Origin of the sequence: Pseudarthrobacter sp. TAF60_1 (assembly GCF_052113505.1) — a bacterium.
In the GTDB taxonomy this organism is placed as follows: domain Bacteria; phylum Actinomycetota; class Actinomycetes; order Actinomycetales; family Micrococcaceae; genus Arthrobacter.
On the sequence record NZ_JBFRDI010000007.1, the window covers coordinates 104212 to 123092 of the forward strand.

The window sequence follows — 18881 nt, forward strand, 5'->3', positions numbered from 1 at the left end:
GTGCTGACAGGTGTTAAAGCACGACGGCGCCGCATCCCCTTGGGTGGGGAAGGGCGCCGTCGTCCGGTTGATCCGGAAATTAGATCTTGCGGGAGAGGATTGCCTGCTTGACCTCGGCGATGGCCTGGGTCACCTGGATGCCGCGGGGGCATGCTTCGGTGCAGTTGAAGGTGGTGCGGCAGCGCCACACGCCTTCCTTGTCGTTGAGGATCTCCAGGCGCATGTCGCCGGCGTCATCACGGGAATCGAAGATGAAGCGGTGTGCGTTGACGATCGCGGCCGGGCCGAAGTACTGTCCGTCGGTCCAGAACACGGGGCACGAGGACGTGCACGCGGCGCACAGGATGCACTTGGTGGTGTCGTCGAAACGCTCACGGTCCTCGGCGGACTGCAGGCGTTCCTTGGTGGGCTCGTGGCCCTTGTTGATCAGGAAGGGCATGACTTCGCGGAACGACTGGAAGAACGGCTCCATGTCCACGATCAGGTCCTTCTCCACCGGCAGGCCCTTGATGGGCTCAACCGTGATGGGCTTGGACGTGTCCAGGTCCTTCAGGAGGGTCTTGCAGGCCAGGCGGTTACGGCCGTTGATGCGCATGGCATCGGACCCGCAGACACCGTGGGCGCAGGAACGGCGGAACGAGACGCTGCCGTCGATTTCCCATTTAACCTTGTGCAGGGCATCCAGCACGCGGTCGGTGCCGTACATGGTCACCTTGAAGTCATCCCAGGTGGACTCGTCGGAGACCTCCGGGTTGTAGCGGCGCACGCGCAGCGTGACGTCGAAGGAAGGGATGTCCCCGCCCCCGCCGACCCCGGCGGGCAGTTCGATCTTTGAGGCTGGCTCAGCGAGTTCAGCGGTCATCTTAGTACTTCCTCACCATCGGCTCGTAGCGCGTAAAGACCACCGGTTTGGTGGCAAGTCGGATGCCCGCGATCGACTCAGCGGAACCGTCCGCCGGTGCGTGCTCGTCCTTGTACGCCATGGAGTGCTTCATGAATTTTTCGTCGTCCCGCTCCGGGAAGTCCTCGCGGAAGTGTCCGCCGCGGGATTCCTCACGGTGCAGTGCCGCTACGGTCATGACCTTGGCCAGCTCCAGGAGGAACCCGAGTTCAACGGCCTCGAGCAGGTCCAGGTTGAAGCGCTTGCCCTTGTCCTGGACGCTGATGTTCTTGTAGCGGGCCTCGAAGGACGCGATGTCACGCAGAACCTGGTTCAGCGTGTCTGCCGTGCGGAACACCTGCATGTTGGCGTCCATGGTGTCCTGCAGGTCCTTGCGGATCTGGGCCACCTTTTCGTCACCGCTGCCGTTGCGGGCAACGTTCAGCAGATCGATGGTGTAGGCCTCCGGGTCTTCGGGGAGTTCCACGAAGTCGGCGGTCTTGGAGTACTCAGCCGCTGCAATCCCGGCGCGCTTGCCGAACACGTTGATGTCCAGCAGGGAGTTGGTGCCCAGACGGTTGGAACCGTGGACGGACACGCAGGCCACTTCACCGGCCGCGTAAAGGCCAGGAATCACGGTGTCGTTGTCCTGCAGGACCTCGGCGCTGATGTTCGTGGGAATGCCGCCCATGGCGTAGTGCGCGGTCGGGAACACCGGAACCGGCTCCGTGTAGGGCTCCACACCAAGGTAGGTGCGGGCAAACTCGGTGATGTCCGGCAGCTTGGCGTCGATGTGCGCCGGCTCCAGGTGGGTCAGGTCCAGGAGGACGTAGTCCTTGTTCGGGCCACAGCCGCGGCCTTCGCGGACTTCGTTGGCCATGGAGCGGGCCACGATGTCACGCGGTGCGAGGTCCTTGATGGTGGGGGCGTAGCGCTCCATGAAGCGCTCACCTTCGGAGTTACGCAGGATGGCACCCTCACCACGGGCTGCTTCGGACAGCAGGATGCCCAGGCCGGCAAGGCCTGTCGGGTGGAACTGGAAGAACTCCATGTCTTCCAGCGGGATGCCACGGCGGAAGGCGATTCCCATGCCGTCACCGGTGAGGGTGTGGGCGTTGGAGGTGGTCTTGAAGACCTTGCCCGCGCCGCCGGAGGCGAACACCACGGACTTGGCCTGGAAGACGTGCAGTTCACCGGAGGCGAGGTCGTAGGACACGACGCCGGCGACGCGCTTCTGCTTGTACGGGGTGCCGTCTTCGCGGACGGCGTCTTCCTCGACCGTCAGCAGGTCCAGGACGTAGTACTCGTTGTAGAACTCCACATTGTGCTTGACGCAGTTTTGGTACAGCGTCTGCAGGATCATGTGGCCGGTACGGTCGGCGGCGTAGCAGGCGCGGCGGACCGGAGCCTTGCCGTGATCGCGGGTGTGGCCACCGAAGCGGCGCTGGTCGATGCGGCCCTCAGGCGTGCGGTTGAACGGCAGGCCCATCTTCTCAAGGTCCAGCACGGCGTCGATGGCTTCCTTCGCCATGACCTCCGCAGCGTCCTGGTCAACCAGGTAGTCGCCGCCCTTGACGGTGTCGAAGGTGTGCCATTCCCAGTTGTCTTCCTCGACGTTGGCAAGGGCCGCACACATACCACCCTGCGCCGCACCGGTGTGCGAGCGGGTGGGGTAGAGCTTGGTCAGTACTGCTGTGCGCGCGCGCTGACCGGACTCGATCGCGGCGCGCATGCCAGCGCCACCGGCACCGACGATGACGACGTCGTACTTATGGACCTGCATACTTAGGCGCTCTTTCTCTCAAAATTCGCAATAAAACAACGGGCAGGCGTTACCTGCGCCGCAAAACGCAGGCCGTGGCCCGTGGGGCGACGGCCAGGATGGGCTACGCGGGGCAGAAGCCGCCGGGCAGCGGCACACCGTCAACGACGGGGCACGGGTTGAAGGTGAAGATCACCAGGGTGCCCAGGACGATGATCACGGTAGTGGCCGCATACAGGACGATCTTGAGCAAGAGGCGGGTGGAATCCTTCTCGGCGTAATCGTTGATGATAGTGCGGACGCCGTTGGTGCCGTGCAGCATGGCCAGCCACAGCATGGCGAGGTCCCAGATCTGCCAGAACGGGTCAGCCCACTTGCCGGCGACAAAGCCGAAGTCGATGGCGTGAATGCCTTCGCCAACCATGAGGTTCACAAAGAGGTGGCCAAAGATCAGCACCACCAGCACAACGCCGGAGAGGCGCATGAACAGCCAGGCCAGCATTTCGAAGTTGCCCTTGGAGCCACCCGTACGGCGGTACTGCGGGGAGATTTTCCCGCTGCGGGGGCTGTCGATAGTTGCAGTCATGGCTTAGTGACCTCCAAGAGCGAGGGAAAGATGGCGAATGGAGAAGCCGACCATCACAACTACCCACAGGGCCAGGACGGTCCACAGCATCTGGCGCTGGTACTTGGCGCCCTTCTTCCAGAAGTCGACCGCGATGATCCGGAGCCCGTTGAAGGCGTGGAAGACAATCGCGGCAACCAGGCCCGTTTCACCCAGGGCCATGAGGGGGTTCTTGTAAGCACCGATAACTGCGGTGTAAGCCTCAGGGGACACACGCACCAATGAGGTGTCCAGCACATGGACCAACAAGAAGAAAAAGATCACTACACCGGTAATTCGGTGTCCTACCCAGGACCACATGCCTTCACGGCCGCGGTACAAGGTGCCAGCTGGTTTCGTCGGCACTGATAAACCTCCCTGCAACACAGCGGCGCTGGCATGAGATCCACGCGGGGGGAACGCCTGCTGCGAGAGCACTCGTAGCTCAGAGCCTAAATGTAGGCTTCGCTAACAGCTTATTCAATTTAGGAACCACTTGGTGACCCCACAATGCCGGGGTTTTGCTTTTAATTGAGACGAAGGCCACACCATACCGCCCGGGGAGGGCCCCTTGGCAGCACCACAGCGGGGACCAGGAGGCCGGTCGGCTAAAGTAGGCCTTGATGAGTACAGACCAAGTGACAAGCCCGGCATCACCCCTTGACCGTTTTATCGCGGTGATTCCGGCAGGCGGAGTGGGGACCCGCCTCTGGCCCCTGTCACGTGCAGCAGCTCCCAAGTTCCTTCACGATCTCACCGGTTCCGGCAGTACTTTGCTGCGCGCAACGTACGACCGGCTGCAGCCCCTCGCGGGCCGGCGGGTTCTGGTGGTCACCGGCACGGCCCACCGGGCCGCCGTGTGCCGCCAGTTGCCTGAAGTGCAAGACGCCGACCTTGTCCTCGAAAGCGAGCCGAAGGATTCCGGCGCCGCGATCGGACTGGCCGCGGCCATCCTGCACGAGCGCGATCCGGACACCATCATGGGCTCGTTCGCTGCGGACCAGGTGATCAGCCCGGACCACCTCTTCCAGGCAGCGGTCCGCGAAGCCATTTACACGGCAGCCGCCGGCAAGATCGTGACCATTGGCATCAAGCCCACCCACCCGTCCACCGGTTTCGGTTACATCCGTGCCGGACAGGCGCTCCACATCGACGGTGCGCCCAGCGCCCAGGCCGTGGTGGAGTTTGTGGAGAAGCCGGACGAGGAAGTCGCCCAGCAGTACGTGGACAGTGGCGAGTACGTCTGGAACGCCGGCATGTTCGTGGCTCCGGTGGCCCTGATGCTCAAGCACCTTGAAGCCAACCAGCCTGAACTGTTCAAGGGCCTGCTGGAGATCGCCCAGGCCTGGGACACTCCCGAACGTGATGCCGTGACCGCGCGGGTTTGGCCCACGCTGCCCAAGATTGCCATCGACTACGCAGTGGCTGAACCGGCCGCGGCCGCCGGCGACGTCGCCGTGGTGCCGGGCACTTTCGGCTGGGACGACGTCGGAGATTTCGCTTCGGTGGGCCGGCTCAACAGTGCACGGGAAGTGGACGACGTCACGGTCCTCGGTGAAGGTGCGCGCGTCTTCACTGAGAACGCCAGCGGCGTGGTGGTGTCTGACACGAAGCGTGTTATCGCACTGATCGGCATTAAGGACGTTGTCATTGTGGACACGGGAGATGCGCTCCTGGTGACCACCAAAGAACACGCCCAGCGGGTCAAGGGAGCCGTGGATGCACTCAAAGCCAGTGGCGACACCGACGTTCTGTAACTCTGCAACCGTGATGACGCTATTCCGCGGACGCTCGCTAGAGTAAATGAGTGCGTAATTACACTACTGAAGCCGAGCCCACCACGTTAGTTCGGCCGTGGCTGGAGCCGCTCCTGCCGGAACTGATCGATTTCCGCAGGGATCTCCATGCGCACCCGGAGCTTTCCTTCAAGGAATTCCGCACCACAGACAAACTGGTGGAGCGCCTCGAAGCGGCCGGCCTCGCGCCGCGGCGGCTGGAGAGCACCGGCCTCACCGTGGACATTGGCGAAGGACCGATCGCCACGGCCCTGCGCGGCGACATTGATGCCCTGCCGATCATCGAGGAAACGGGGTTGCCGTTCGCCTCAAGGAACCACGGCGTTACGCACGCCTGTGGCCACGACGTCCACACCGCCACGATGCTCGGCGTCGCCCTGGTGCTGCAGAAGATGCATGAAGAGTCGCCGCTTGGCGGCACGGTCCGCATCATCTTCCAGCCGGCCGAGGAGACCATGCCCGGTGGCGCGCTGTCCTGCATCGAGCAGGGCGTCCTGGAAGGTGTGCCGCGCATTTTTGCGCTGCACTGCGACCCGAGGATCGACGTCGGACGCATCGGCACGCGCATCGGTGCCATAACCTCCGCGTCAGACACCATCAAGATCGAACTGAGCGGCCGCGGCGGCCACACTTCCCGGCCGCACCTCACCGAGGATCTGGTGTTCGCCCTGGCCCAGATCGCTGTCAACGTTCCCGCCGTGCTGTCCCGTCGGGTGGATGTCCGCAGCGGGGTATCGGTGGTGTGGGGCCAGATCAATGCCGGATCCGCGCCCAATGCCATTCCCGGAACGGGGTACATGGCCGGCACCATGCGCTGCCTCGACCGCGATGCTTGGCACGGTGCCGGCGAGCTCCTGGACGAAGTGGTTCAGCAGGTGGCCGCTCCCTATGGCGTGGATGTGCACCTGGAACACACCAGGGGGGTGCCGCCGGTGGTGAACTCCGAGCACGAAACAGCCCTGATTGAGGCGGCGGCCCGCGCCGAACTCGGGGAGAGCGCAGTGACGCTGACACCGCAGTCCATGGGCGGCGAGGATTTCGCCTGGTTCCTTGCAGAATTGCCTGGCGCCATGATGCGCCTGGGCACGAAGACTCCTGGCGGTGAGGAATACGACCTGCACCGGGGTGACTACATCCTGGACGAACGCGCCCTGGGCCTGGGCATCCAGGTCCTCACGGCCGCAGCCCTCCGGACCATCCGCGACCTCTAGTACTCAGCCGCGAACGGACATTTGAAGCTCCCACGGGGGCGTCAAATGTCCGTTTCGCTTTAAGCGCTGCCATTAAGTTGTGCACAATTGAATTGTGCCCTACTATTGTTGGTGTGAACGATGCCCCCCGCCTTGACCGCCAGGTCTGCTTCGCCCTCTACTCCGCCTCCCGTGCGGCCACGGCGGTCTACCGGCCCGTGCTCGAGGACCTTGGCCTGACCTATCCGCAGTATCTGGTCATGCTGGTCCTGTGGGAATCAGAGCCCACAGGAGTCAAGGAGCTCGGCGCGGAACTGGGCCTCGATTCCGGCACGTTGTCGCCGCTGCTCAAACGCCTCGAAGGGATGGGGCTCGTCGAGCGGCGCCGATCCGGGGAGGATGAGCGCCGCGTGGCGGTCCACCTGACGCCGGCGGGCCGCGCACTCAGCAGCAAGGCCAGCGCGATTCCCCAGCGGCTGGCTGAGGCCGCCGGGTTGTCTGACGTGGAGCTGGAACAGCTCCGGGGCACTCTCGAACGGCTCACCGCAGCACTTCACAGCTCCCGCTGAGCACCAATCGCACTCAGCGCCCACAGATTTCCGTTACCCACTTCAACCGAACGGACCACATGAAAACCCTCTATACTGCCGAGGCCCTGGCCTCCGGCGAAGGCCGAGACGGCAACGCGCGCACTAACGACGGAAAGCTGGACGTCAGCCTGGCCAGCCCGTTGGAACTGGGCGGTGACGGTAACGGCACCAACCCGGAGCAGCTCTTCGCCGCAGGCTATGCGGCGTGCTTCCACTCGGCACTCCGCCTCGTGGGGCGCAAGGAACGTGCCGACCTGACGGATTCGGCCGTGGCGGCCAAGATCCACTTTGGCGCATTGGACGACGGCGCGGGCTACGGTCTCGCCGCAGAGCTGGAGATCGCCGTTCCCGCCCTGGACTTCGCGACGGCGGAGGCCCTTGTGGCCAAGGCACACCAAATCTGCCCCTATTCCAACGCCACCCGCGGAAACATGACCGTAGACATCAAGATCCTGGAGTTCGCCGCATGAGCACAGCAACAACACTTCCAACATCCACCCGTGAAATCCGCCTCGCGTCGCGTCCGGTAGGGCGCCCGGTTCCGGAGAACTTCCGCGTGGCCGAGTCACCGCTGCCCGAGCTCGGCGACGGCCAGATCCTGGTCCGCAACCTCTACATCTCGGTGGACCCCTACATGCGCGGCCGCATGAATGACGTGAAATCGTACTCAGCGCCGTTCGCGCTGGATGCAGCGCTCGACGGCGGCGCCGTGGGTGAGGTCATCGCGTCCAGGTCCGAGGCACGGACGGTGGGGGACGTCGTCGTGCACCAGCTGGGGTGGCGCGAATACGCCGTTCTGGACGCGGACGCAACGTCGGTTGCCCGCACGGACCTCGCACCGGCGTCGGCCTTTCTTGGCGCGCTGGGCATGACCGGCCTGACGGCATATGCCGGATTGCTCAAGGTGGCCGAATTCAAGCCCGGTGATGCCGTGTTCGTTTCAGGTGCCGCCGGCGCCGTGGGTTCGCTGGTGGGCCAGATAGCCAAAGCGATGGGCGCTTCCCGCGTTATCGGCAGTGCCGGAACGCCCGAGAAGGTGGCACGGCTCCTCGAGCTGGGCTTTGACGCCGCCTTCAACTACCGCGACGCGCCGGTCCGTGACCAGCTCAAGGCGGCGACCGGAGGCAAGGGGATTGACGTTTACTTCGACAACGTCGGCGGCGACCACCTGGAAGCGGCCCTGGCGGAGCTCAACGTGGGCGGACACGTGGCCATGTGCGGTGCCATCGCACAGTACAACTCAACCGATGCCACGCCGGCTCCGCGGAACCTCGCGCTCGCCATCGGCAAGCAGCTCACGCTCCGCGGCTTCCTGGTGGGCGGACAGCGCCAGCACCGTGCGGAATTTTTCGAGAAGATGTCGGCCTGGCTTGCGGACGGTTCAGTCCGGTACGACGAGACCGTGGTGGACGGGCTGGAGAACGCACCGCAGGCGTTCATGGATCTGCTTGAAGGTGCCAACACTGGCAAGATGCTGGTGCGCCTCTGACCGCACTCCGTCAGTGACCTTTGAGGACCCGATGTCTGCGATTTCGGGGCCTCGGGCGTGCCCGGACGGGATGGCGTACCGCTTGGTAACAAGTTCTCAACAATCTGGGAAATGGCTGTGAAGTGTGTTACTAGACGTGTTCCGGGCCACTAAAGTGGCTTCCATCCGTGCGCCTCGGCGCAGTGCTGCGGATCCGTCAGTGACAACAGTGTTTCGGAGGAAAACCGGAAGCAGGCTCATTGGACGCGTCGCGGCGCTTATCTCTTTCTTCCTGGAGGAACTTTGAAGAACTCACTGCGCGCAACCCTCAAGCGCGGTTCACTGGCCGGCGTCGCCACCGCGGGTGCGGCTGCCCTGCTCCTCACCGGTTGCGGGGCCGCCCCGACCTCGCCGAGTGGTTCCGGTTCGGCGACGAAATCGGACTACACCGCGTGCATGGTGTCCGACTCCGGCGGATTCGACGACAAGTCGTTCAACCAGTCCGGCTATGAAGGTTTGCAGCAGTCCGTCAAGGACCTCGGCATCCAGGAGAAGCACGTCCAGTCCAAGGCTGACACGGACTACGACCCCAACCTGCGCTCCATGGTGCAGCAGGGCTGCAAGCTCACCGTCACTGTCGGGTTCCTGCTCGGCGACGCCACGAAGTCCATTGCGACGGCCAACCCGGACAGCCACTTCGCGATCATCGACTACAACGACCCCACGTTCCCCAAGAACGTCAAGCCGATCGTTTACGACACGGCCCAGGCTGCGTTCCTGGCCGGCTACCTGGCCGCCGGCACAACCAAGACCGGCAAGGTCGCCACCTTCGGCGGCATCAACATCCCCACCGTCACCATCTTCATGGACGGCTTCGCCGACGGCGTGAAGTACTACAACCAGAAGAAGAGCAAGAACGTCCAGCTCCTCGGCTGGGACAAGGACAAGCAGGACGGCACCTTCGTCGGTGACTTCAAGCAGGTTGACAAGGGCAAGGTCCTGACCCAGGGCTTCCTGGACCAGGGCGCCGACATTGTCCTTCCGGTGGCCGGCCCCGTCGGGTCGGGCGCAGGCAGCGCCATTCTCGAGGCCAAGTCCAAGGGCAAGGATGCGAAGCTGATCTGGGTTGACTCGGACGGCTACCTGACTGCTGCGGATTACAAGTCCGTGATCCTCTCCTCCGTCCAGAAGACTATGTCCACCGCTGTGGAGACGGTCATCAAGGACGACAAGGATGGCAAGTTCGACGCCACACCGTACATCGGAACCCTCGAAAACGGCGGCGTGGCACTGGCTCCGTTCCACGATCTGGATTCCGCTGTGCCGGCAGACCTGAAGAGCGAACTGGACCAGCTCAAGAAGGACATCATCTCCGGCAACGTCAAGGTCGAGTCGAAGTCCAGCCCGACCAAGTAATCCCTAAATCACGGGGCGCGCTGCCCTTCCGCCGTTAGCTCGGCCGAAGGGCGGCGCGTTCTGTTTTGCTGGCAGCGTCCGCCAGCGACTTGCCGGCACTTTTTTCCGGCAGCCTGCCCTGCCCAGGAAGCACCCGTGACACTAGGCTGGGTTTACCCGCTGCCCTGCCGCCACCAGCGTGCCGGTGCAGATCCATACACACACAGATTGGTTGGGGTTTTGAAACTCGAACTGAAAGGGATCACGAAGCGATTCGGGTCCCTGGTAGCCAATGACCACATCGATTTGGTCGTCGAACCGGGGCAGGTGCACTGCCTGCTGGGAGAAAACGGCGCAGGGAAATCCACCCTGATGAACGTGCTCTACGGCCTGTACGACCCGACCGAGGGTGAAATCCTGGTCGACGACAAGCCCGTCGTCTTCAAGGACCCCGGCGAGGCGATGGCTGCCGGGATCGGCATGGTCCACCAGCACTTCATGCTCATCCCGGTTTTCACCGTGGCCGAGAACGTGGCGCTGGGGAACGAGACCACCAAAGCCGGCGGCCTGCTCAACCTGGAAGCCACGCGTGAGAAGATCCGCCGGATCTCGGACCAGTACGGGTTCGACGTCGCCCCCGACGCCATGGTGGAGGATTTGCCCGTCGGCGTCCAGCAGCGCGTCGAGATCATCAAGGCCCTGGTTCGTGATGCCGAGGTGCTCATCCTGGACGAACCCACCGCGGTGCTGACGCCGCAGGAGACCGATGAACTCCTCGACATCATCCGGCAGTTGAAGCGGGACGGTAAGTCGATCGTCTTCATCTCCCACAAACTGCGTGAAGTCAAAGCCATTTCCGACACCATCACGGTCATCCGCCGCGGCAAGGTCGTCGGCCAGGCCGACCCTACGGCCTCTCCCACCGAACTGGCCTCCGCCATGGTGGGCCGCACGGTGAGCCTGACGCTGGACAAGGCGCCGGCGAAAACCGGCGACGTGACCTTCAAGGTCTGCAACCTGACCGTGACGGACCACAATGGCCAGCACGTCGTCGATGACCTGTCATTCGACATCGCCAAGGGTGAAGTGCTCGCCATCGCCGGCGTGCAGGGCAACGGCCAGACGGAACTGACCGAGGCGATCCTGGGTGTGCAGCCGCACGTTGCCGGATCCATCACCCTCGACGGGGAGGAACTGCTGGGCAAGAGCGTCAAGCACGTGCTCGGCGCCGGCGTGGGCTTCGTCCCCGAGGACCGTACCCTCGACGGGCTTGTCGGGACGTTCACCATTTCCGAAAACATGATCCTGGACCTCTACGACAAGGCGCCCTTCGCGCGCGGCGTGGGCATGAAGCCCGGCTTGATTGCGGAGAACGCCGCCAAAAAGGTCGAGGAATTCGACGTCCGCACCCCGTCGGTCTCGGCCGCGGTGGGCACCCTCTCCGGCGGCAACCAGCAAAAGGTCGTCCTGGCCCGCGAGCTCTCGCGTCCCCTGCGCCTGTTCATCGCTTCGCAGCCCACCCGCGGGCTCGACGTCGGCTCGATCGAGTTTGTGCACAAGCGCGTCATCGCCGAACGTGACCATGGAACGCCCGTCATGATCGTCTCGACCGAACTGGACGAAGTGATGCAGTTGGCCGACCGGATCGCGGTGCTCTACCGCGGACGGCTGGTGGGCATCGTTCCCGCCACCACGTCCCGCGACGTGCTGGGCCTGATGATGGCTGGCGTCCCGGCCGCAGAAGCCGAAGCCAGCGCCTCCGCCCACGCCCACAGCGGCACGACGACGGCGGCCGTATCGGAGCCTGCCGGCCACGAAGGAGAAACCCATGTCTGAGAAGGCGACCCCCGAGCCACAGGCCCCGGGCCACCACGACGCGGCAGACCCCGCAGACATCCAGGTACCCGGCGGCAGCACGCCGGAGGCTGTGGCCTCCGACGTCGCTCTCGACACTGCAGGTGGCCAGATGCCGCCGTCCGCCGTCCCGGCAGCGACCCAGCGGCGTAGCCGGGACCGGGACAGCAGCGGTTCAGTGCTGCACCAGATCTTCACCGGCAACGCCATGGTGTCCCTGCTCTCCGTGCTGCTCGCCATCGTGCTAGGCGGCATCCTGATGGCAGTGACCAACCCCAAGGTCGCTGCCGCAGCCGGCTACTTCTTCGCGCAGCCCGGGGACCTGCTGACAGAAGTCATCCGCCCCTACACCGCGCTGGTGCAGGGTTCCATCTTCAACTGGGCCGGCGCCGGCCTGGCCGCACAGCTGTACCCGATCACCGAGACCCTCACCGTCTCCACCCCGCTGATCTGCGCCGGGCTGGGCGTCGCCCTGGCGTTCCGCGCCGGCCTGTTCAACATCGGTGCGCAGGGGCAGATCATCTTCGGCGCGCTCTTCGGCGCCTACGCCGGATTTGCCTGGCACCTGCCGATCGGCCTGCACCTGCTGGTCGTCATCGTGGCCGGCCTTGTCGGCGGCGCGGTCTGGGGCGGCGTCGTCGGGCTGCTGAAGGCACGGACCGGAGCGCATGAGGTGATCGTGACGATCATGCTCAACTACATTGCCAATTTCCTTCTGCTGTTCCTGCTTACCACCCCGGCTTTCCAGCGCAAGGGTTCCACCAACCCGATCTCCCCCTTCCTGGACTCCACCGCGTTGTTCCCCGAAATGCTCGGACCGCAGTTCCGCCTGCATGCAGGTTTCCTGGCCGCGATCGTGGCCACCGCCTTCGTCTGGTGGCTGTTGAACCGCTCCACGATCGGCTTCGAGTTCCGGGCCGTCGGCGCCAACCCTCACGCGGCCCGCACCGCCGGCATCAACGTCGCCCGCAGCACCATCCTGGTGATGGCGGTCGCCGGTGCGCTCGCAGGGCTGGCCGGTGTGGCGCAGGTGTCCGGCACGGAGAAGTACCTTTCCGGCGGCGTCGCCGCCTCCATCGGCTTCGATGCCATTACGGTCGCACTGCTGGGACGCTCGACGCCGTGGGGAACCTTCTTCGCGGGCTTGCTGTTCGGCGCCTTCCGCGCCGGCGGCGTGGCCATGCAGGCCCAGACACAGACGCCGATCGACATTGTGCTGGTCATCCAGTCCCTGATCGTGCTGTTCATCGCGGCACCGCCGCTGGTCCGGGCGATATTCGGACTCAACCCCCGTAAGAAGAAAACCACCACGAGTGGGACCGCCGGTTCGCATACTGGCGGCGTGAAGAGCGGAGCGGCAGTATGAGCGCCACGACACAATCTCCCGCCAGCAAGCAGCCGGGCGCCGGAAAGGGAACCGGCAACACTCCCCGCGACGGTCGGACCGGCGCGCCGGCGGGCACAACGGAACTGGTGAGCTGGAAGGCTGGAATCGGACTGGGCCTGCTGGCAATCCTCGGCACCGTCCTGTTCGGGTTCCTGGCCAACACCAAATCGGCCGGGTTCCGGATCGCCGAGGCACGGGACCCCAACGCCTCCTCCGCGGCGGCCTGGATCACCCTGGCCGTCGCGCTGGCTGCCGCCGCCTACGTGGGTTACCGGTGGATCAACCAGCGGCGCGAGGGTGCGGCAGTGGACCGCTGGATTCCCGCCACCACGATCGCCGCCGTCGTGGTGCTGGGCCTGGCCGCCCTGGGCGTAGCCCGGGTGGAGAAGATCACTGTGCCTTCGACAGCGCTGGGCTGGATCTGCTCCATCGTGCTGCTCGCCCTGGCCGGGTACGCCTGCTTCCTCACCCTGCAGCGGCGGCGCACACCGGGATGGCTGGGCGGCAGCTTCGCCGTGGTCTTCCTGATCGGGTTCATGATCTGGATCGTCGCGGGCGGCCGGGACCCCGAGCCGTCCATTTCCCTCGGCGGGCTCATGGCCGGTGCCGTGACGCTCGCCGTTCCGTTGGTGTTCGGATCGCTCTCCGGCGTGCTCTGCGAACGGGCCGGCGTGGTCAACATCGCCATCGAGGGCCAGCTCCTGCTCGGCGCGTTCTCCGCCGCCGTCGTCGCCACCGTGACGGGCAACGTCTACGTGGGGCTCATCTCCGCGGCCGTCGCCGGGGCCCTCGTGTCCCTGGTCCTGGCCGTGGTGAGCATCAAGTACCTCGTCAACCAGATCATCGTCGGCGTGGTGCTCAACGTCCTGATCAGCGGCCTCACCAGTTTCCTGTTCTCCACCCTGCTCACGGCCGATCCCGAGCACCTCAACAAGCCCGGCCGGCTTCAGGCGGTAGACATCCCCTTCCTCGCCGACATTCCGATCATCGGACCCATCCTGTTCCACCAGTCCCTGGTCGGCTACCTCATGTATGTGGCCGTGATCGTGGTCTACGTCGGGCTGTTCCACACGAAGTGGGGCCTGCGGGTGCGTGCCGTCGGCGAACACCCGCAGGCGGCGGACACCGTGGGCATCAACGTCAACCGGACCCGTTTCATCAACGTCCTCATGGGCGGGGCGATCGCCGGGATCGGCGGTTCATTCTTCACTCTGGTGTCCGTGGACGCGTTCAGTAAGGACATGTCCGGCGGCCGCGGCTACATCGCCCTCGCGGCCATGATCTTCGGCCGCTGGAACCCCATTGGGGCGTTCCTGGCCGCGCTGCTGTTCGGCTTTGCCGACAACCTGCAGAGCATCATCACCATCATCGGCTCGCCCGTACCCAGCCAGTTCATGGCGATGCTGCCCTACGCCCTGACCGTCATCGCGGTGGCAGGGCTGGTGGGACGGTCCAGGCCGCCCGCGGCCGACGGCATACCGTATGTCAAGGGGTGACGAAGGTGACCGAAACCAGTGTTCCCGGCGCTTCCGGTGCTGCCGCAGATGGTAGTTCCGGCGTCGACTGGGCGGCCTTGGAGGCCGCCGCCGTCGCTGCGATGAAAAAGGCCTATGCCCCCTATTCGAAGTTCCCGGTCGGGGCCGCGGCAATCACCGCCGACGGACGGCTGGTCAGCGGCTGCAACGTGGAGAACGCCAGCTATGGGCTCACGCTGTGCGCCGAATGCGCGCTGGTGGGGAACCTGCAGATGACCGGCGGCGGGCAACTGCGGGCCTTCTACTGCGTTGATGGTGCCGGCAATGTGCTGATGCCGTGCGGCCGCTGCCGGCAACTGCTCTACGAGTTCCGTGCTCCGGTCATGGAACTCATGACCACCCAAGGCATTAAGACGATGGACCAGGTGCTGCCCGACGCATTTGGTCCCCAACATCTGGAGGACTCCGGTGACACAGGCAACTGAAGCGTTCGACGCCGTCGACATCATCCGTACCAAGCGGGACCGTGGAGTCCTTAGCCCGGAGCAGATCGACTGGACCATCGACGCCTATACCCGCGGTGCCATCGCGGACGAGCAGATGGCCGCCCTGAACATGGCCATCCTGCTCAACGGGATGGACCGTGCGGAGATTTCCCGTTGGACCGCCGCCATGATCGCCTCCGGCGAGCGGATGGACTTCAGCGGCCTGCGGCGGTCCGACGGCGGCCGGAAGGCTACCAGCGACAAGCATTCCACCGGGGGAGTCGGGGACAAGATCACCCTCCCGCTGGCCCCGCTGGTAGCGGTGTTCGGCGTTGCCGTGCCGCAGCTGTCCGGCCGCGGGCTCGGCCACACCGGCGGCACCCTGGACAAGCTGGAATCGATCCCCGGCTGGCGGGCCGACCTGAGCAACGACGAAATGATGGCACAGCTCCAGGACGTCGGTGCCGTGATTTGCGCCGCCGGCGCCGGACTGGCGCCCGCGGATAAAAAGCTCTACGCCCTGCGGGACGTCACCGGCACGGTGGAGGCCATCCCACTCATTGCCTCCTCGATCATGAGCAAGAAAATTGCCGAAGGGACGGGCTCACTGGTCCTGGACGTCAAAGTTGGCAGCGGGGCGTTCATGAAGGACGAAGCCCGGGCTCGGGAACTGGCGGAAACCATGGTGGCTCTGGGTAAGGATGCGGGAGTCAACACCGTTGCTTTGCTGACCAACATGAGCACGCCGCTCGGCCTGACGGCCGGCAACGCGATCGAGGTCGGGGAGTCGGTGGAAGTCCTGGCCGGCGGCGGCCCGGAGGACGTGGTGGAGCTGACGGTTCGCCTGGCCGAGGAGATGCTGGCCTGCGCCGGCGTCCACGATGCCGATCCCGGCGCCGCATTGAAGGACGGCCGCGCCATGGATGTCTGGAACAGGATGATTGAGGCGCAGGGAGGCGATCCGCGGGCGAAGCTGCCGGTTGCCAGGGAGTCGGAAGTCATTTACGCGCCCGCCGACGGAGTGCTCGTGGAACTCGATGCCCTGGCCGTCGGGGTCGCCGCATGGCGCCTCGGGGCCGGCCGCGCACGCAAGGAGGACGCCGTGCAGCCAGGGGCCGGGATCCGTATGCACGCGAAGCCCGGCGCGGAGGTCCGGGCCGGTGAACCGCTCATGACATTGCTCACCGATACGCCGGAAAAGTTCGCGCGCGCCAAGGAATCCCTGGAACATGCGGTCACGATTGCACCCGAAGGGTCACGACCGGCACAACGGCTCATCATCGACCGAATAGCATAGGGAGAATGCAGGCCATCAATGACTTCATCCTCGCTGCCGCCGGGCAACCGTGGGTGCTATTCCTCGTTTTGGCATGCTGCTTTATTGACGGTTTCTTCCCGCCGATCCCCAGCGAATCCGTGGTGGTGGGCCTGGCTGCCGTTGCGGCCACTGCGGATGTTCCCAACCCGTGGCTGCTGACGGCCATGGCGGCCCTGGGCGCATTCGCGGGCGACAACTTTGCGTACCTCATCGGACGCAGGGTGGGAACCAGGCGCTGGCAATGGATGCGGGGACCGCGGATGCAAAGCGCGTTCCGGTGGGCTGGCAGGGAGCTCAGGAAGCGGCCGGCGTCGTTGATCCTTGTGGCGCGGTTTATCCCCATCGGCCGGGTGGCGGTCAATCTCACGGCCGGTGTGACGCATTATCCGCACCTGCGCTTTGTTGGCCTGACCGTCCTCTCCGCCACCATTTGGGCGGCGTATTCGGTCGGGATCGGGCTGTTTTTCGGCCAGTGGTTTGAGAACAACCATTTCCTCGGCGCGGTCATAGCCATTGTTTGTGCCGTTGGCCTGGGAATCGTGGTGGACCTGGTCATCAACCGCATCCGCGGCAAGGTTCCGGTGGTGGAGCGTCTGAAGGATCCCGACCTGCAGGAATGAAGCCCTGCGGGCGTAGCGGAGGGCATCTCGGCCATGGGACACTAAAGAGCGATTTATCTCACTTTCGGCTGCAGCATTTTCGTCTAGGAGCAACACCCGCGTGGAGTTTATTAATGAGGCCGTGCTCCATGCGGCGGGCCAATGGTGGATCTATCCCGTCCTGCTGGTTTTTTTCTTTGTCGACGGCTTCGCCATGGTGGTTCCCAGCGAGACCCTCATCGTGGCGCTCGCAGCGTTTTCCAGGCACAGTGGGGAACCTAACCTGTGGTTCCTCGGCGTGACAGCACTGGTGGGCGCCATCGCTGGTGACAACATGGCCTTCATGCTGGGCCGGAGGATCGGCCTGGAACGCTGGAAATGGATGCGCCGGCCCAAAATCCAAAAAGCTTTCGGCTGGGCTCGATATGAACTCGACAAGCGCGGCGCCGTCCTGATTTTCACCGCCCGCTACATCCCGTGGGGGCGTGTGGCGGTCAACTACGTGGCCGGCAGCACAGGTTTCGGGCACCGCCGCTTCTTCCTGCTGGATTCCGTTGCCTGCCTCACCTGGGTCGGGTATTCCATCGGCATCGGCCTGCTCGCCAGCTCCTTCCCCTGGCTCCACCACAACCCGCTGCTCAGCGCCGGCATCGCCGTGGTGTTCGCCATTGTGCTGGGCGTCCTCATTGACCACCTGCTGCGGTGGTGGCACAACCATCTGGCCAGCAAGGACGCTAACACAGTGGACGAATGGCTCGACGGCGGCGCGGAAGGGTCCGTGCCCCCACACGCCGGAGCTTCGCCGCTGCTGGCGCCCGCGCCGGCGGAGGCAGAGCCCGGAAAGTAGCGGCTGGCATAAGGCGCCTGCCGACCCTAAGGTTGGAAGGTGACTGAGCCCATTGTTGACGCTGCCCCTGCCATCGATTTCGACCTGAAGAGCCTGCCCAAGGTCTCCCTTCACGACCACCTGGACGGTGGCCTCCGCCCCGCCACCATCATTGAACTGGCCCAGGCTGTTGGCCACACGCTCCCGTCCACAGACCCTGTGGCACTGGGGGAGTGGTTCCGCGAATCGGCCGATTCGGGTTCGCTGGTCCGGTACCTGGAGACCTTCGACCACACTGTTGCCGTGATGCAGACCAAGGAAGGCCTGTTCCGGGTCGCCAAGGAATTCGTGGAGGACCTGGCTGACGACGGCGTGGTGTACGGCGAGGTGCGCTGGGCGCCGGAGCAGCACCTCCAGCAGGGCCTGTCCCTGGACGAGGCAGTGGAGGCAGTGCAGGAAGGCCTCGACGCCGGCGTGGACGCTGTCGCGGAAAGCGGCCGTGAAATCCAGGTGGGCCAGCTGATCACGGCCATGCGCCATGCCGACCGCGGCCAGGAGATCGCCGAACTGGCCGTCCGCCACCGCAACAAGGGCGCCGTGGGCTTTGACATCGCCGGCGCTGAGGACGGCTTCCTGCCGTCCCGGTTCAAGGACGCTTTCACGTACCTGGCAGAGAACAACTTTCCTGCAACCGTTCACGCCGGCGAAGCGGCCGGGCTCGAAAGCATCCAGTCCGCTTTGGTGGACGGCCGGGCCCTGCGCCTGGGCCATGGCGTCCGCATCGCCGAGGACATCCTGGTGGAGTTCGACGACGAAGACGACGCCGAGGGTGCCGAAGGCGGGGAGGACAGCATTGGCCTGGTCACCCTGGGCGACCTCTCCAGCTGGATTCGTGACCGCGGGATCGCCTTGGAGATCTGCCCCTCCTCGAACCTCCAGACCGGGGCCATCGCAGGGTTCGGCGAAGGCATCGAGAGCCACCCGCTGGACATGCTCTACCAACTGGGCTTCAACGTCACCATCAACACGGACAACCGCCTGATGAGCGGCGTGACCCTGACGGACGAATTCGAGCTCCTCGTCGAAACCTTCGACTACGACCTCGATGACCTGCTCGAGCTCACGCTGAATGCCGCCGAGGCATCATTCCTGCCGCTGGAGGAAAAGGAAGCGCTGGTGGAGTACATCAACGACACCTACGCCAACCTTGGCTGACGAGGGTCCCGTCGAACGCTTGGTCACGGTCATAGCC

18 protein-coding genes are annotated in these 18881 nt (G+C 64.8%); 14 read left to right on the forward strand and 4 right to left on the reverse strand.

All coding sequences use genetic code 11. The features are described 5' to 3' along the window. Window positions 1-79: 79 nt before the first annotated feature. The 4 genes from AB4Y73_RS10070 to sdhC form a co-directional block, all read right to left on the reverse strand. A complete protein-coding gene (locus AB4Y73_RS10070; RefSeq protein ID WP_441871292.1) occupies window positions 80-862 on the reverse strand; it encodes a succinate dehydrogenase iron-sulfur subunit in 783 nt (260 codons plus the stop codon). A 1-nt stretch (window position 863) separates the two neighbouring features. Continuing rightward, window positions 864-2663: a succinate dehydrogenase flavoprotein subunit gene (gene sdhA, locus AB4Y73_RS10075; protein WP_441871293.1), complete on the reverse strand. Its 1800-nt coding sequence runs from the start codon at window positions 2661-2663 to the stop codon at window positions 864-866. Between the two features lie 103 nt (window positions 2664-2766). Next, entirely contained in the window at window positions 2767-3228 is a 462-nt protein-coding gene (locus AB4Y73_RS10080; protein WP_441871294.1) for a succinate dehydrogenase hydrophobic membrane anchor subunit, read from the reverse strand. A 3-nt stretch (window positions 3229-3231) separates the two neighbouring features. Beyond that, window positions 3232-3612, reverse strand: a complete 381-nt coding sequence (gene sdhC, locus AB4Y73_RS10085; RefSeq protein WP_082576094.1) for a succinate dehydrogenase, cytochrome b556 subunit — start codon at window positions 3610-3612, stop codon at window positions 3232-3234. Window positions 3613-3869: 257 nt separating this feature from the next. On the opposite strand from sdhC, the gene AB4Y73_RS10090 reads away from it, so the two are divergent. The 14 genes from AB4Y73_RS10090 to AB4Y73_RS10155 all read left to right on the forward strand — a co-directional run bounded on the left by AB4Y73_RS10090 (window position 3870) and on the right by AB4Y73_RS10155 (window position 18844). Then, on the forward strand, window positions 3870-5003 hold the full coding sequence (locus AB4Y73_RS10090) for a mannose-1-phosphate guanylyltransferase (RefSeq protein WP_441871295.1): 1134 nt from the start codon (window positions 3870-3872) through the stop codon (window positions 5001-5003). Window positions 5004-5053: 50 nt separating this feature from the next. Next, a complete protein-coding gene (locus tag AB4Y73_RS10095; protein ID WP_441871296.1) occupies window positions 5054-6253 on the forward strand; it encodes an amidohydrolase in 1200 nt (399 codons plus the stop codon). A 113-nt stretch (window positions 6254-6366) separates the two neighbouring features. Continuing rightward, entirely contained in the window at window positions 6367-6801 is a 435-nt protein-coding gene (locus AB4Y73_RS10100) for a MarR family winged helix-turn-helix transcriptional regulator (protein ID WP_441871297.1), read from the forward strand. Window positions 6802-6860: 59 nt separating this feature from the next. Beyond that, complete coding sequence (locus tag AB4Y73_RS10105) at window positions 6861-7292, forward strand: organic hydroperoxide resistance protein (protein WP_441871298.1); 432 nt, start codon at window positions 6861-6863, stop codon at window positions 7290-7292. Further along, a complete protein-coding gene (locus AB4Y73_RS10110) occupies window positions 7289-8311 on the forward strand; it encodes an NADP-dependent oxidoreductase (RefSeq protein WP_441871299.1) in 1023 nt (340 codons plus the stop codon). Before AB4Y73_RS10105 ends, AB4Y73_RS10110 begins: the two co-directional genes overlap by 4 nt. 282 nt (window positions 8312-8593) lie before the next feature. Beyond that, window positions 8594-9706, forward strand: coding sequence for a BMP family lipoprotein (locus tag AB4Y73_RS10115; protein WP_441871300.1), 1113 nt, complete (start codon window positions 8594-8596; stop codon window positions 9704-9706). Window positions 9707-9925: 219 nt separating this feature from the next. Next, a complete protein-coding gene (locus AB4Y73_RS10120) occupies window positions 9926-11521 on the forward strand; it encodes an ABC transporter ATP-binding protein (protein WP_441871301.1) in 1596 nt (531 codons plus the stop codon). After that, complete coding sequence (locus tag AB4Y73_RS10125; RefSeq protein WP_441871302.1) at window positions 11514-12905, forward strand: ABC transporter permease; 1392 nt, start codon at window positions 11514-11516, stop codon at window positions 12903-12905. Before AB4Y73_RS10120 ends, AB4Y73_RS10125 begins: the two co-directional genes overlap by 8 nt. Next, window positions 12902-14422 carry an ABC transporter permease gene (locus AB4Y73_RS10130; RefSeq protein WP_441871303.1) on the forward strand — a complete coding sequence of 507 codons (1521 nt, stop codon included), beginning with the start codon at window positions 12902-12904 and terminating at the stop codon, window positions 14420-14422. The genes AB4Y73_RS10125 and AB4Y73_RS10130 overlap by 4 nt, the downstream gene beginning before the upstream one ends. A 5-nt stretch (window positions 14423-14427) precedes the next feature. Then, window positions 14428-14886, forward strand: a complete 459-nt coding sequence (locus tag AB4Y73_RS10135) for a cytidine deaminase (protein WP_441871304.1) — start codon at window positions 14428-14430, stop codon at window positions 14884-14886. Next, window positions 14870-16183 (forward strand): thymidine phosphorylase, encoded by a 1314-nt coding sequence (locus tag AB4Y73_RS10140; protein ID WP_441871305.1) that lies wholly within the window; start codon window positions 14870-14872, stop codon window positions 16181-16183. The genes AB4Y73_RS10135 and AB4Y73_RS10140 overlap by 17 nt, the downstream gene beginning before the upstream one ends. Window positions 16184-16188: 5 nt before the next feature. After that, complete coding sequence (locus AB4Y73_RS10145) at window positions 16189-16824, forward strand: DedA family protein (protein ID WP_441871306.1); 636 nt, start codon at window positions 16189-16191, stop codon at window positions 16822-16824. 100 nt (window positions 16825-16924) lie between these two features. After that, window positions 16925-17650, forward strand: coding sequence for a DedA family protein (locus tag AB4Y73_RS10150; RefSeq protein ID WP_441871307.1), 726 nt, complete (start codon window positions 16925-16927; stop codon window positions 17648-17650). Between the two features lie 39 nt (window positions 17651-17689). Continuing rightward, complete coding sequence (locus AB4Y73_RS10155; RefSeq protein WP_441871308.1) at window positions 17690-18844, forward strand: adenosine deaminase; 1155 nt, start codon at window positions 17690-17692, stop codon at window positions 18842-18844. Window positions 18845-18881: the final 37 nt, after the last annotated feature.